Here is a 14,851-nt window from a genome sequence, read left to right on the forward strand (position 1 = left end):
ATTCGGGCGGATGCTCTCCGCCCGGTTTTTAAAAGGAAAGGGAGTTAGCGAAATCAATGTTCCGGCTGAGCAACGAAAGTCTATCGCTGCACTGGATGTCAGCCATCTGGGCAACCTCCTCGACCAATCTCTGCGGGAGGAGCGCCTAGTCGGACTGAGCGATCTTCGTCTCTACGACTGCGGCGATTACATCGTAACCGTCCGGGCAATACACCTTCCTGACGCCATCGCTTAAGGCGATGGTGTCCACCTAAATTTAAGTGGACACCATTTCTAGCCTTGTTAAGCGGACGCCCATGCCACAAGAACGCCGTTCCTATTCAAAATCCTTTAAAGCCCAGGTCATTGCCGAGTGTGCGCAGGCTGACACCTCGATTGCCAATGTCGCCTTGACCCACAACCTCAACGCAAACCTTGTCCATAAATGGATTCGGGTGCATGTGCAGAAGAACCTGGCACTGCAAACTGCCTTTGTACCGGTCAAGGCATTGTCTTCGACAGCGGCTCCTCAAATTGCGGCCACGATTCGAATCGAAGTACCTCATTCAAAAGGCGAAGTCGTGGTGAGTTGGCCGGCAGAAAATGCAGCGGCATGTTCCGCTTTTCTGCGAGACCTGCTGCGATGATTCGCATCGACACCATCTGGCTCGCCATCGAGCCCATGGACATGCGCGCCGGTACTGAAACCGCGCTGGCGCGAGTTGTCGCGGTGTTCGGTGCGGCGAAGCCGCACTATGCTTATCTGTTCGCCAACCGCCGCGCCAATCGTATGGCGCTATCCGATTTCCGAAGCGCTCCTCTTCACGAGCGGCCAGCCGTTCAAGGCGAACGGGAGTTGCGGTCACAACGAACACAATCAGATAGGCATGGGTAATCAGCGCATCTCCCCAACCAATACAAGAACCGGTCATCACCCAACCGTCGTCACCGAGTTTTTGTTGGATCAATGACACGCGTTCACTGACAGGTCGCTTGGTTGTAAAAGGAGGGTTGGTGGGCATCCAGTAAAAATCATCGACATCGACATGTCGTACACCGAGCTGAGTTACGAGATTATGACCCAAAGTGGTCACCCCCGCACACGAAGCACCTGTAATGTAGATCCGCATTTTTTCCTCCATGAATACAAGTCGGTTTCAAGGTAGGCAAGATACCCCATACCGTCTGAGTCTCACTTCTCTCTGGACTGTAAATGACCGCTTCTGGCCGTTTTCTGCCTGTCGCCACCCAGTCAAGGTGACGTTTCTCATCTTCATCCATTCACGATTTCTTGCCTCCTCTTTCTCTCGAAGCGCCTCGATGGAGGTTGAGGCGGACGTGAAGCCGGACAAAATGCTAGGTAGTTTTTTCTCGAGCGGTGCGGTCTTGGTGTCCTTCCAATTTTTCCGTTCCTCATATCCATCCGCGCTTCAATCTGAAAGGTCAGCTCATCCGTCGAGGTCCACTCAAACTGTGGCCTTCGCAGGACATAAAATCTGTCCCGTTTTTTTGACCGCTGCATGTCGCGCTTGAGGAGTTACCCTGGATACGGTGTATTGTGATCAAAATGGCAGAAAACTATACTTTACTTATGGTTCCACTTAATAGTTAGGCATCGTCATGAGCATCTGGGTGCATAGCGAGATCGGAGAGGTACCGTCTATCGGAGAGATAGCCGGAATACGATGCAGGTTCTGTGACAGCCATCTTATTCAAGAGCAAATCGAAGATCGCTGGGCCTGCAATTCAAGGCAAATCGATGAGTTGCACAAAGAAACAGTGCTTGAGATGGAAAAGGTTCATGGCGACTTCATACTCAGGGAGATGGAACTGGTTTGTGAACCGGATGAGGGAGCGGCATACCTTTCCACCTGCCCCCTATGCGGCTGGTGGCACGTGTCAAAGGAAATTTACCTTTGTACTAGGAACCAGATTTGGTTTGTTGAGTTCGGAGCGAGTGCAGCCCTGTATAGATTTGATACAGTTGACATTACAATTCCGGTGGAAGAGGTGCGCCAGTATTTAGTGGCAAAATATGAGAGTCGTTTCAACATTAATCCACGTCGATTCGAGGAAGTAGTCGCAAGTGTTTTCTCGAGCCACGGCTTCAGATCGGAGGTGACGTCTTACTCTGGAGATGGTGGAATCGACGTCATTCTTCGCGACGCGCTCGATCGCCCGATAGCCGTTCAGGTGAAGCGCCACAGGGGATCAATCGAAGTGGGATCTATTCGCGAGTTGCTCGGGGCCATGGTGCTTAAAGGCTATACAAAAGGGATCTTCGTCACCACGTCTACATTTCAGGCTGGCGGTCCAGAGGTGGTGAGAGCTGCATCAGCTCGGGGCCTAGGTCTAGAATTGATTGACAGCACGCGGTTTTTAAGTAATCTGCGAGTTGCCCAACTCGCAGAGTTCCTTAAGTATCCTCGACTCCTTAAGGACGATGTGCTGGGTTCGCTGCAGCTCCGGCTGGGCTATGAATACCACTGCAAAACTTTGTAAGCAGAAAGCACCCTTTTTGTTCGGGATTTGTCTTCAACAGAGGGAAATGAGAAAGGGGATTGATTTATTTGTTTGCACAGGAAAGGGGACGAATTTATTGATTTTGCTCTAAATAATTATGTCCCTTTCTTTTTACTTGTCCCCTTTTTTTACTACTCTCGGTCACCAATTTTGTTCCCTAGCGCAATGTCTAGCTGGTAAAGAATTCGGTCTGCCAGGTTGAATGGCAGGCGTTCCGATACTATCTCGTGCATCGCATCGAGGTACCTGAAATAGATATCGATTGAGTTTGCTAGATATCGATCAAGGCTTGCACCGTTCGCGGGTTTGCTCGGGTACAAGGGCTCGCCTGGTCGAAGTACGCGATAAGCCCGGTCATCGATAATTTGGAACACTTCAGGATTGAGAAATCGGAGGATGGTCGATGTCATAGGGAGACGGATGCCTGGAGATGCCAGCAGTTTCCGAAGCACAGCATCTGCTTCCCTGTGCGCCTTGGGCTTGACGTCCCCTATACCTTTCAGCTCATCCAGTAGGCCGGGCTCCAATCGCGGAAATCTATATCAGTTTCCACAGTACGATCTCTAGCAAAGCTTGATGATCAAAATCTTTAGCGTTTAACGCATCAAGCTTCTCCGTTAGCTCAGGCTGAAAGTGATACTGCTTGATCAGACTGCTAGGGTCATCGCCCCAAACGTTGCTGTAGCGTTTGATAATGTCTTCCATACTTGACATCCGTGTGGCTCAGCTGTATCAGGCAGCATAGTCATGGCAACGCCAATAGTGAAACCGATGTGTACTCGAGAACAAAGTAACCGTCCGAATAGCACACCTTCCCTGACACCGACGTTTGCTCCGAACAAATAAATTGCCCCTTGGTTCGTATTCACAAGATGGCCGCTTTTGGCCCGAGCTTGTGTCTGATGACAGGTTGAGATGTAAGAGGCTGATATGCTGGTGAATGGGCGAATCAATAATTTAAACCCGGCGGGTATGATCGGGATGCTCCTTTCAGCGCTTACTCGGACCACCAACCTTTTTCCACTTGGCCGTACTGTAAGCCACTGAACCAGCTTTCCAGCTGCACGTCCAAGCTGGTGACCTGTGCGAGATTCTCCTGGAGTGGATCTAAGAGGTCAGCCTGCTTGTGAGCCCAATCAATCCATCTCTTGGCCATTTCGGGATGCACCAGAGAAGCAGATTTAAGGCGATCTTCAACGCCCTTTATGAAGGCCCGTAAGCGCTCGGCGCGTTCCCAGCATTCGGTATGTTTAACGAGTGACCGCCTGAGACGACGTTGTGTTTCCGCTCCTCGGGCGTGTTCAAGGCGACGTTTTTCTTCCTCATCCCATTGACGTTTTCTCGCCTCCTCCTTGTTCCGAAGGGCTTTTATTGAAACCGAGGCGGACGTGAGGCCCGACAAAATGCTAGGTAGTTTTTTCTCGATCGGTGCGGTCTTGGTGTCCTTCCAATTTTTCCGTTCTCCATAATCCATCCGCGCTTCAATCTGAAAGGTCAGCTCACCCGTTGAGGTCCACTCAAACTGTGGCCTTCGCAGAGACATAAAATCAGGTTCCCAAGGAGCACCGGGGCGGCGCTTGGGGGGAGGCGGGGGCGGTATCGGATGTTTGTCTAAGCGTTCCACGAGTCGCACGGCTATGGGCTCGCCGTTAACATTGACAATGGTTTTTCCTTCAGCATTGAGCTTCCATGCATAACCTTCAGCTTCACCTTCTTTGATCAGTGCATCAAACAGGATTGCGCAGCGTTCGATCAATGACGAGGAGATCATTGCATTCAAGACACGCTTGCCTGCGTAATCGAGGTAGCCATCTTTGAGCTTTGCTGCCTTTGCGCTTTTTAACCACTGACTCACCAGAGCGTGGGGCTCGGTCAATTGAGGCGGGACTTCAATCATTCGCTGGGTTGTAGGTGAGTTTGTCTCTGCATTATTCGCAGCGGGTAGGGGGGCACGGTCGAGAACTTGGAATTGAATCTCGCCCTTGATTGCAGGAGGCTTGGGTTTGCGTTGACGCTGCTTTTCCTGCTTCACCCAATAGCCACGGCCAGGGAGAGGGATGCCAGCTTTGCGGCAAGCCTTGGCGATGGCGACGTCAGACACACCGATGTCATGAGCCAATTTGACCATCGGCGTTTCCCATACCTTTTCGAACATTTCTGCAACGGAGAAAGTCACTAATGTGTACATGCGGCCCGCCACTCTCAATCTGCCGCGAGTTTAGGTCAACTCGGTCGGAGCCGATGTTAAATTTCGGAGAAGTCGGGGTAAGCGTTTGGGCCAGCTCGGTGGTCAATCATTAGGCAAGTGCAACTGCATTTCCATGGCGTCATGAAGGAGTCGGACGACCTCGATCACGTCGTCGTTTGCCACGCGATAGAACACGACATGGCGCGGGCTTTTGACCGTTCCATGGGGGTGTTTAGCCTGCTGGCGTGAGTAGATGAGGTGATAGCTGCGAAGGCCCGATGCAAGCTCATCGCGGTCGTGGCTGCCAATGCGATAGGGCGTATCGGCGATAGCTTGTAATGCGGAGAGGATCAGCGCCTGGTAGCGTTGGCGTGCTTGATCGCCGAACTTCGTCTGGGAGAGCGTAAGGATGTCGACAATGTCGGCACGCGCCGCGTTGGAAATCCGATATTGCGGCATGCTCAGTGTTTCTCGCGCGCGGGGAGGGTGGCCTCCAGACTTAAGCCCTCGAGGTAGTGCTCCAGCTCCCCTTCGTTCAACTGCGTGAAGCGCCCGTGCTCAAGATCCATAATGCCGATCGAGGTATCCTGACGCAGAGCCTCAATTTTGGCAGCGTCTTCGGCGACGCGCTGTTCCAATAGGCGCAAACCTTCTCGCATCACTTCGCTGGCATTCTGATAACGGCCGGACTGCACTAGGTCCTGGATAACCTGTTCCTGGTGAGGGGTGAGCACAACGTTTCGCGTTGCCATAATTAGCTCCAGCTTTGGGCAAACAGGTTTTTTTCGACCATTGGCATAATATGCCATTTTTACCGAGGAGCACATATCTTAAGAGCTGTATCTGACGAACTGAGTCGTACAGGTTCACCCGCCGCGCACTAATGTGTGGCAGGCTTGTTCAGGATTTGGCCAAAGCCAAGCGTATTCCAAAGCTAACCTGAAAGACATAAACGGAGCCGCTGCACTTGGTCGATCTGTCCACTGTCCCCCTCCGTAAATGGGCAATCACGCGCAGGTAATTGATCGACACTGAGAAGGATCAATACCCCCGCAACGCGCAAATGGGCTGAGGCGATCCACCGCCAATGCCCAGATGCGCGAGGGCTGTCTTGGGTGTCGTGACAAGATGATTCGGCACGTGCGGTGGTGCTCTTCGGTGACCGGATTCCTGACGGTGCGCTCCACCCGCAGGGGGGGCGCTACGCAGCTTGACCAAGGATTCGAGTATATTCGACACGGTGCTATTTCTGGCAGACCGGATTGGTGTTGCCATTATTGCCGAGAAAAGGTTTATCAAATGACCGAGCAGCGCCCTGAAGTTACCCTCCTTGCGCGCCTCAAGAGGGAATTATTTTCATGCTTCGTTTTGTGAGTGACTGCATTTGGATTCATCATTAGGCCATAATCAAGTCTGTTATTAGTTTCTAGTTAATGGGTTGTCCATAGTTAATGAGCTCGGTTGCTGTCTTTCGTAAAATATATACGACTAACGTGTAGGCTCTGTATTGTTTTTGTCCACCTTTTGCAGCAGTACTTTAGCGTTGCGCTCACGGTCAACGATGAATAGCAAGAATATAAACCAAGCCGCTCCCAGAATGCCGGCACTTACAGCGATAAATCTTTGAGACTTAATGGCTTCTTCTATTTGTGGATTTTGGTTTCCCAACACTAGATCGCAGATAACCTCTTTGTCCCATTCATTGGCGAGCGGGGCGGTATCTGTGGAAAATAGGCAATATTCTGTATTGATTGTCCAAGATTCTGAGAGCCAATCCAAAGCTTTTCCGGTAGAGCTCCTGGCTTGGTTCTCTTCAACCCAGAAACTAGTCTTGGTTTTGTTCACGGTGTAAAAAGCCAGTCTGGCATCGACAAATACCGCCCAGACCGCAGTCAGTATTGCGATACCTGCCAAGATGCTGGCGCGCATCGTCCACCGGTGCCACGGTGTAGGGATCGCAAATTCGAGTTTGTTTGCGTTGAAGTAGCGTCGCGCACGGCAGAGTTCCTCGATAGTTAATTCATGGTGATCTAACCAAGACAAGAATTTTGTCATATTACGTGAGGTTCGGAGGTTCATGCCGAACCACAGGTTAAATCGTTGGAAATCTTCATGCGCTTTCCAATGACGTTGGGCGGACTTGCTATGAAAGTCTTTTGCTCCCCCTAAAATTTGATGGCCACGGTATACGATATAGAAAAGCGCATTCGTTCTTCCTAGAACATATATCGCCAAGATGAGCGCTCCGAAGTATGGAGATATTTTAATTCCAGCATCGATTAATTGAAATGGAGAAATTGCGAGCGGTTCTGACAATGCGCTGCTTCCTGTATGGCAATGTAGGTCTGTCGAAAAGCATAAACTATTTTTTTGGTGCTTGGACATGCCGGCGTTGAAATCTATATCAACAACAAAATGATAAGGCCAGTAGTCACTGCTACGGCAGCCCCAAGGATCATTGTTGCGTTGGAATTACCGTGCGACGTGATCCTGGGATAGTGTCTCGCCGATATTGTAACGTGCATGCAGGTCGTTGCCTCCAGTACCAGCCGCTCCCGCTTCAAATCCGGTTTGCGTTCGCTTTCGGTGCGAATGCTTTTCAGGCAATGTATCCTCGGCGCTATATCCAGCCGCCCTCCCTTTGCCAGGAATGCAGGCGTATCGCTCAAGGAGACGTTGATGAGCATGAAGATCGAGGCGGTTGTCGCCCGAAAAGTCGGCTTTGCCTCGCACCAGAACGCTGTTCCACTGCTGCGTGAGCTTAGTATCAGCAACGAAGGAGACGTGCCTGAGCAGGGCTTAGTACTTACGCTCACCACTGATCCTGAGTTTGTTGAAACCCGTACTTGGCACATCGACCGGGTCAGTCCTGGTGATCGACTCACCGTTAGCGATCGCGATATCAGGCTAAATGCGAATTACTTGGCTGGTTTGAGCGAAAGCTTGGCCGCAGAAGTAATATTGCGATTATTCCAGGGCGATAAGCTGCTTGCTGAAGAACGCTTGCCGACTGAGCTCTTGGCGCGGGCAGAGTGGGGTGGCCTCAATGCTATGCCAGAGCTACTGCCCGCCTTCTGTATGCCTAACGATCCAGCCGTCGATCGGTTGTTGAAGGCGGCGTCAGACGTACTACGCGGTGCAGGAAAAAAAGATGGCATTGATGGCTATGAAGGAAAATCTCGCACGCGGACCTGGGAGCTTGCGTCTGCTATCTGGTCAGGTGTGTGCAGCTTTAAGCTGAGCTATGCGCTGCCTCCGGCGAGTTTTGAGCAGCAGGGGCAGAAAATCCGCACGCCCAGTCAGGTTCTGGAGAACGGTGTTGCCACGTGCTTGGACAGCGCACTGTTGTTTGCCGCGGCATTAGAGCAAGCCGGGCTTAACCCTCTAGTAATCATGACCAAGGGGCACGCATTCACCGGAGTCTGGCTACAGCCTCAGGAATTCTCACAATTGTTGACCGATGAAGCGTCGGCCGTTCGTAAACGTCTCGATCTTAAGGAACTCGTGGTTTTTGAAACCACATTAGCTACGCAATCTCCGTTTCCGAGTTTTAGCCATGCCGTTTCTGCTGCCGAGCGCCAACTGAGCGATGACGACTTCGTCATGGCAATTGATGTACATCGCGCGCGCATGCAAAAGATCCGTCCACTTTCGGCGAGCGTAGCGGCTTACGATGTTCCCGTAGAGTCGGGACAACAGCCACGGCAACGTGAAGTGTTAGAAGAGGCTCCGTCGTTGCCAGGCTTCGACGTTGAGATCGTTGTGGAGACCAATGGTGCCGCAGGTAAGCTCATCTTGTGGCAGCGTAAATTGCTGGATCTCACTACGCGCAATCGCTTGTTACACCTTCCGGACAGCGCGAAAGGTGTTCGTTTGATGTGCCCGGACCCTGCGGGGCTTGAGGATTTACTAGCTAGCGGCAAGCGTATCCGGGTAGTCCCGGTGCCTGACCTCAGGAGTGGCGGTCGTGACCCAGCGTTGTATGAGCAGCAAAACAGAGAAAACCTCTTGGAAGAGGTGGCCCGGCAAGCGCTGGATCGTGGTGAGGTGCTAGCGAACCTGGAAAAGACTAAGTTGGATGCCATCTTGGTCGAGCTCTATCGAAAGGCGCGGACTGATCTCGAGGAAGGTGGTGCGAATACGCTGTTTTTGGCTATTGGGTTTCTGAAGTGGAAGAAAAGCGCGGATGATCCCAAAACCTACTCCGCGCCATTGGTTCTGTTGCCAATAAAACTTGAACGCAAAAGCGCATTGTCGGGGGTGACTCTGAGCATGCTCGACGAAGAGCCTCGTTTCAACCTGACGTTACTTGAGTTGTTGCGCCACGACTTCGAATTGGTGATCCCAGGATTGGATGGAGAGCTGCCCGCAGATGAAAGTGGGATCGACGTCGCTAGCATCTGGAACATGGTGCGCCGCGCCGTGCGTGATATACCGGGTTTTGAGGTGGTCGCCGATGTGGTGATGGGAACGTTCTCATTTGCCAAGTACTTGATGTGGAAGGACCTAGCGACTCACTCCGCTCAGCTTATGCAAAGCACGATGGTCAAACATTTGCTAGAGCGAAGCCCTGGGGGCGAAGGCTTGATCGGTAGCGATGAGTTTCCTCGCCCCGAGCAGTTGGATATGGTCGTGACACCGGCGCAGCTGTTTACTCCGCTGCCGGCCGATTCGTCGCAGTTGTCGGCGGTGGTCGCTTCAGCAGGCAACCACAGTTTTGTGCTCGATGGACCACCCGGTACCGGCAAGTCTCAGACCATTGCCAACATGATCGCGCAAAACCTGGCAATGGGTCGCAGGGTGTTGTTTGTCGCAGAAAAACGCGCTGCGCTAGAGGTGGTATATCGACGACTGGCGGAAAAGGGCTTGGGGGAGTTCTGCCTTGAACTTCACTCTAGCAAAGCATCGAAGGTGGAGGTTCTAAAACAGCTGGATCGTGCCTGGGATGTTCGCGATGCTCTGACAGCAGAAGATTGGGAGCGCGAAGCAGGCCGGTTGCAGGTTTTGCGCTCACGTTTGAATCAATTGGTTGAAGTGTTGCATCGACGTCATGCAAACGGACTTTCGCTACACCTGGCCATCGGCCGGGTGATACGTGATCACACCAGTGCGACGCCAAAACTTCAGTGGTCGGAGGCGGCCGAACACGATGCAACTCAATACGATGAGTTCCAGGATCTTGCTCGTCGACTCGGGTTGAATGGCGCGGCAGCCAGAGATCTTTCTCCTGCGTTTAGCAGTTTGGCGCAGACGCAGTGGTCCAATGCCTGGCAGTCCCAGATTGCGGCCTGCGCACGCGAATTACCGTTGGCGCTAGATGCCTTGAACAACGCCTGTGATCGGCTCCTGGGACTGATGAACGCGTCTATTCCGAAGACTGAGGCCATTCATTATCAGCACATCTCGGAATTAGCATCGCTGCTCGGTAAGTGTCATGGAGTAAACCTTTCCTTTGCCTTTGCTCCGGATGCAAAGGTACGTATCGAGTCCGCGCACCGAGCGGTTGGTTGGGTCGATCGCTATCAGGTACTTCAGCAAAGCCTTTCGGTAAATTACGCCGACGAAGCATGCCGTCGTGTTCCAGCTGAGGAGCTTCGTGCGGCATGGCATGGGGCCGCGGGTAAGTTCTGGTTTTTCGCATCACTCGCAAAAAAGAAAGTCGCCAAGCGGTTGGCGGTTCTCGGCGGTGCAACGGAACTGCCGGATACGATCAACGACTTGGAAATCCTGGAGCAGCAACAGGCCCTTCTGCTGCAGCTGGACGGTTTGGCGGTGGACTTGCAGTCTGTTCCCGGCTGGCAGGGTACCAACAGCGACCGGGCCCGACTCGCGCAAGCGACTGAGCTGGCCGAGCAGTTGCGCCGCGAAATCAGTGCACTAGCTGAATCACCCGACGCACTGATCTCGTTGCGCGCTGCGATCCAGCGCGTAGTTGTGGAGGCTAATGAGATGCTTGGTCCCGATACTCATATCGGTATCGCGATCGCTGAGCTGCAACGTACTTATTCCGAGTATGAGGAAATATCGAACCAGTTCAGTGCGCTAGCTGCTACACGGGGCAACGTCATTTCGTCTATCGCGGGGTTGCGCGATATCTCCACTCAGATCGTTAGCCAAGAGGGGCAGCTTAAAGCTTGGTGCGATTGGTGCCGGGTGAAAGAGCAGGCCGATGAAGCAGGCCTGGCGCCTATCGCCAATGCGCTAGAGCGGGGTAGCCTGCTGCCTGAGGCCGCTATTAATGCGTTCCAGACTGGATATGCATACTGGTTCGCAAGAAAGGGCATCGACGAAGAGCCACTGCTGCGCACCTTCGTGGCCGCAGAACACATGAGTGACATTGCGGCGTTCAGTAGACTTGACGACGAACTGGCGAAACTGACCGTGCGCTACATCCGTGCCAAACTGTGCGGGCAGATTCCGTCCAAGAATGATGTCTCCAAAAGCAGCGGTTTCGGCACACTCAAGCATGAGTTGCAAAAATCTCGTCGGCACAAGCCCGTTCGCCAATTGGCGATTGAGATGGGCGATGCGTTGAACCGTTTAGCACCGTGCATGCTTATGAGCCCGTTGTCGATCGCTCAATTTCTTCCGGCTGATCTGCCGCCTTTCGATTTGGTGATTTTTGACGAAGCCTCGTAAATCGCCCCCTGGGATGCCATTGGTTCAATTGCCCGGGGCAAGCAGGTAGTCATTGCAGGTGACCCTCGGCAGATGCCGCCCACCAATTTCTTCAACCGCGGCGCTAGCGCTGCCGATGACGATACCGAAGAAGACATGGAAAGCATCCTGGATGAATGTCTTGGGGCTGGCGTACCGAGCCACAGCCTTAGCTGGCACTACCGCAGCCGGCATGAAAGCCTGATTGCCTTTTCGAACCATCGTTATTACGACAGCAATCTCATAATCTTCCCTGCGTCAGAGACGCGCGCCAGTGCCGTTGAGTGGCGCCGAGTGGAGGGCACCTACGCCAAAGGAAAGGGCAGATATAACCAGGCCGAGGCAGAGGCTATCGTCACGGAAACGGTTAAACGGCTGATGGACCCTGCGTTTATTGCGGCGGGCTATACCATAGGAATCATCACCCTTAACTCCGATCAGCAAAAGCTAATCAACGATCTACTCGACGTGGCTCGGGCTCAACATCCCCAAATCGAGCCGTTCTTCCAGGAAACTCAGACTGAGCCAGTGGTGGTGAAAAATCTTGAAACCATGCAGGGGGATGAACGCGATCTGATCATGTTGAGTATCGGTTACGGCCCCACCGAGGCGGGAGCTCAGAGCATGTCGATGAACTTTGGTCCGCTTAATAAGGACGGCGGTTGGCGTCGTCTGAACGTAGCCATTACCCGCTCGCGCCGCGAGATGCTGGTGTTCTCATCGTTCGATCCTTTCATGATCGACCTTAACCGTACCAATGCACGAGCCGTTCGGGATCTGAAGCATTTCATCGAGTTCGCTCAACGCGGGCCAAAAGCGCTTGCGGAGGCAGTACACGGCTCTGTGGGCAGCTACGATTCGCCTTTCGAAGAAGCCGTGGCGAAGGGCTTGCGTCGACTGGGCTGGGAAGTGGTACCGCAAATAGGCGTTTCGCGTTTTCGCATTGATCTCGGCATCGTCCATCCTGATCGTCCAGGTGATTATCTGGCAGGAGTGGAGTGCGACGGCGCCACTTATCACAGCGCAGCTACCGCGCGGGACCGGGATAAGGTGCGGGGCGCCATCCTGCGCGGACTCGGGTGGAGCTTGCTCCGCCTGTGGTCTACCGAATGGTGGGTAGACAAGGAGGGGGCTCTTCAGCGGTTGCATGCGGCGCTGAACAGTCTGTTGGATGAGTCACGGGCCAATCGTGAGACTTCTATGGCTCCTGATTCGCCAACTGTCGCGGCGATCATCGAGTTTCCTGTAGGACGGGAGTTAGAAGAAGAGAATGGCGAGTCGCTAGTTTCTGAGCCTGTTGCCCAGGTTACGACTGCGTCGGAGGCTCGCATCGCCCGTTTAGCTACGGTGGGGTCGATGGTGATTCCGCAACGTGGTGAATATCGCATCGCGGATCTCTCTGGCATTAAGCCCTTGATCGATGCGGCTCAGTTTTACCAGCCGGATTATGTGGCTGTTCTGAGCGAGGTTATTGCTGAGGTGTTGCGCCAGGAGGCTCCCATGCTCGATGCTGTACTGGTTCAACGCGTAGCTCGTGCCCACGGCTTTCAGCGATCGGGGCGACTCATCCGAGATCGTGTGCTTGACCTCGCAGAGCAACATCACCACGTGCAAGTTACGGCGGCAGACGAGGCGTTTGTCTGGCATTCGGAATCGGACATTGCGAGTTGGTCGACTTATAGAGTGCCTGCGTCGGATTCGGATAGTCGTTCCATCGAGGAAATCGCGGCTGAAGAGCTTCGTATTGCTGCGGAAGTGGTCGGCATTGGTGACCGTGCGCTTGAGATTGCTCGACTGATGAGAGTTAAAAGGTTGACGACTACGGCACGGGAACGGCTGGAGCGCATCCTCGGGACATGATTGGAAATGCGGCATGGCGAAGGTCCAACCCTACGATTCTGTTGAATACGTAGCCTCCCTGCAGGGCCTGCGGACAATCGCCGCATTGGCCATCAGGAATGGGGAGAGCGTGATGGGTCGTTTCGTATGACAGGGACTGTCCGATGAAAGCCAAGCGCTATCGGACACTCAGGATGTGGGTTGGCGCGTAGCGTCGTCAACGCTTAGGTTTGGATGTCCCTTCTTGCCCGTTGATGTGCTTTTAAAACAAGTCCAGAATCAAGTCTTTTCCTGCTTCGTCAAGAAAAGAAACCCCTTAAATTTCAATGGGTCGGACACCAGATACGAGTCTCGTTTCCCGCTCCAGGATTCAGAAAAAAGCCACTCAGATGAGTGGCTTTTTTTTTGTGCCTGAGATTTGTAGGATGAAACGTGGGCCCTCGGGTTTTTGATCAATCGTTCTCGCCATCAACGATATTCATCTGTTTAGCAAGTCTGCAGGCCTTTGTGGGTGGCGATCTCGGTTGGTCCTCTGTTGATCCATGCTGGAGTGATTACCCATTCGCAGAGGGCGGCCACGGCGAGGAGTGGGAACGTTCTGCGCTGTAGAAGACGCGCTGCAAAATCTTCCGTAGCAACAATAAGAGGTGGGCCGGTTTCAGTGCTACAGTCTCGCCCTTCCAGGGGTGAGGGTACATCATGCGGTTGATGCTAACGGTTTTGACCATGGTGCTGCTGACAGGGTGCGCGACTGTCAACGAAAGCTCCAGCTACGGGCACATGTGTGGCCTCCATCCTTACTGCGGCGTTACTGTCGATCTCGAGATTATCAAAGGCCACGACAACGCTGGGGCCATGAGTGCCCTGACTCCCTTTGCAGTCATTGACCTGCCGTTCAGTTTCGTCGCCGATACGCTGATCCTGCCGTACACGATTTTTCATATGAAGAGTGCAGACGAGTAGCGCTGGCTGATCGCGATCGTCAGGGCGGCTGCGAGCCTGAGGGATTGCACCAGGGCCTGGGTGAAGAGCTGATGCTACGTTGATCGGAGCTGAGCTTCGATCGCTCCCTTATCGATGACCGACCAGACCTCGCGGATCCTGCCGTCCTCGAACGCGTAGAAGACGTTTTCGGCGAAGGAGATGCGTGTCCCATTCACCGCCAGGCCCAGGAATTCCCCAACCGGCGTGCAATTGAACGCCAGGCGAGCCGCCAACTTCGGTGGGTCGACCATCAGGAATGCAATTGCAAAGCGCAAGTCGGGAATGGCCCGATAATCTGCTTCCAGCATGCTTCGATAGCCGTGCAGCCCTAATGGTCTCGCGTTGTGAACCACATCCGGGTGCACAAAATGGCCCAGGTTTTCCCAGTCCCGTGCATTCAGGCAGGCGATGTAGTCGCTATAAAGATCGGCGAGGTTCGGGCTCATGGGGCTGATTCTCCTCATCATGTCTGTTCTTGCCTTTGCGATCCTAGGTCCTGTTGTCATGTCTCATCAAGGCAGTGAGCAGAACAGAAAGTCGCCGGCGCAGGCATTGACAATGGTCATCACGTCGCTGAAGAACCATGGCGGAACGTTCGGCGGACACGGGTCCGCCGACGCGAAGGCGCCAGGCAATGCTGACTTCCAATGGGGTTGAACGGCGACTGGCGAACTTCCCGCC

The 14,851-nt window shown here is 53.4% G+C and carries 11 protein-coding genes and 2 pseudogenes; 6 read left to right on the plus strand and 7 right to left on the minus strand.

Annotation, left to right across the window (positions count from 1 at the left end; translation table 11 throughout):
- The first annotated feature begins 296 nt into the window (after positions 1–296).
- Together tnpA and tnpB are read left to right on the plus strand one after the other, a co-directional pair.
- Positions 297–626, plus strand: a complete 330-nt coding sequence (tnpA, locus tag ACODTO_RS01545; protein WP_489105846.1) for an IS66-like element accessory protein TnpA — start codon at positions 297–299, stop codon at positions 624–626.
- The gene (tnpB, locus tag ACODTO_RS01550; protein ID WP_489105925.1) at positions 623–874 is read left to right on the plus strand and encodes an IS66 family insertion sequence element accessory protein TnpB; all 252 of its coding nucleotides are present in this window, start codon (positions 623–625) and stop codon (positions 872–874) included. Before tnpA ends, tnpB begins: the two co-directional genes overlap by 4 nt.
- Here the strand turns inward: tnpB and ACODTO_RS01555 are convergent.
- A pseudogene (locus ACODTO_RS01555) lies at positions 771–1,109 on the minus strand (P-loop NTPase family protein); the annotation flags it as partial. The gene tnpB and the pseudogene ACODTO_RS01555 overlap by 104 nt on opposite strands.
- A gap of 490 nt (positions 1,110–1,599) precedes the next feature.
- Between ACODTO_RS01555 and ACODTO_RS01560 the strand changes: the two are divergent.
- The gene (locus ACODTO_RS01560; protein WP_489105847.1) at positions 1,600–2,481 is read left to right on the plus strand and encodes a restriction endonuclease; all 882 of its coding nucleotides are present in this window, start codon (positions 1,600–1,602) and stop codon (positions 2,479–2,481) included.
- A gap of 558 nt (positions 2,482–3,039) precedes the next feature.
- Here ACODTO_RS01560 and ACODTO_RS01565 read toward each other — a convergent pair.
- The 5 genes from ACODTO_RS01565 to ACODTO_RS01585 form a co-directional block, all read right to left on the minus strand.
- Positions 3,040–3,207, minus strand: coding sequence for a hypothetical protein (locus ACODTO_RS01565; protein WP_489105848.1), 168 nt, complete (start codon positions 3,205–3,207; stop codon positions 3,040–3,042).
- Between the two features lie 292 nt (positions 3,208–3,499).
- Positions 3,500–4,690, minus strand: a complete 1,191-nt coding sequence (locus ACODTO_RS01570) for a hypothetical protein (protein WP_489105849.1) — start codon at positions 4,688–4,690, stop codon at positions 3,500–3,502.
- 102 nt (positions 4,691–4,792) lie between these two features.
- The gene (locus ACODTO_RS01575; protein ID WP_489105850.1) at positions 4,793–5,149 is read right to left on the minus strand and encodes a type II toxin-antitoxin system RelE/ParE family toxin; all 357 of its coding nucleotides are present in this window, start codon (positions 5,147–5,149) and stop codon (positions 4,793–4,795) included.
- Positions 5,150–5,151: 2 nt separating this feature from the next.
- Positions 5,152–5,442, minus strand: a complete 291-nt coding sequence (locus ACODTO_RS01580; protein ID WP_489105851.1) for a type II toxin-antitoxin system ParD family antitoxin — start codon at positions 5,440–5,442, stop codon at positions 5,152–5,154.
- A 736-nt stretch (positions 5,443–6,178) separates the two neighbouring features.
- Complete coding sequence (locus ACODTO_RS01585; RefSeq protein ID WP_489105852.1) at positions 6,179–7,006, minus strand: DUF6216 family protein; 828 nt, start codon at positions 7,004–7,006, stop codon at positions 6,179–6,181.
- Between the two features lie 363 nt (positions 7,007–7,369).
- Between ACODTO_RS01585 and proA the strand changes: the two are divergent.
- Both proA and ACODTO_RS01595 read left to right on the plus strand, forming a co-directional pair.
- Positions 7,370–13,207 (plus strand): annotated as a pseudogene (gene proA / locus ACODTO_RS01590) (anti-phage protein ProA).
- A 678-nt stretch (positions 13,208–13,885) separates the two neighbouring features.
- The gene (locus ACODTO_RS01595; protein WP_489105853.1) at positions 13,886–14,149 is read left to right on the plus strand and encodes a YceK/YidQ family lipoprotein; all 264 of its coding nucleotides are present in this window, start codon (positions 13,886–13,888) and stop codon (positions 14,147–14,149) included.
- 74 nt (positions 14,150–14,223) lie between these two features.
- Here the strand turns inward: ACODTO_RS01595 and ACODTO_RS01600 are convergent, their stop codons facing one another.
- On the minus strand, positions 14,224–14,616 hold the full coding sequence (locus ACODTO_RS01600) for an ester cyclase (RefSeq protein ID WP_489105854.1): 393 nt from the start codon (positions 14,614–14,616) through the stop codon (positions 14,224–14,226).
- Here ACODTO_RS01600 and ACODTO_RS01605 point away from each other — a divergent pair.
- Positions 14,615–14,827 carry a hypothetical protein gene (locus tag ACODTO_RS01605; RefSeq protein ID WP_489105855.1) on the plus strand — a complete coding sequence of 71 codons (213 nt, stop codon included), beginning with the start codon at positions 14,615–14,617 and terminating at the stop codon, positions 14,825–14,827. The two genes, ACODTO_RS01600 and ACODTO_RS01605, sit on opposite strands and share 2 nt — an antisense overlap.
- Positions 14,828–14,851: the final 24 nt, after the last annotated feature.

Source organism: Pseudomonas sp. FG13 (genome assembly GCF_057809755.1).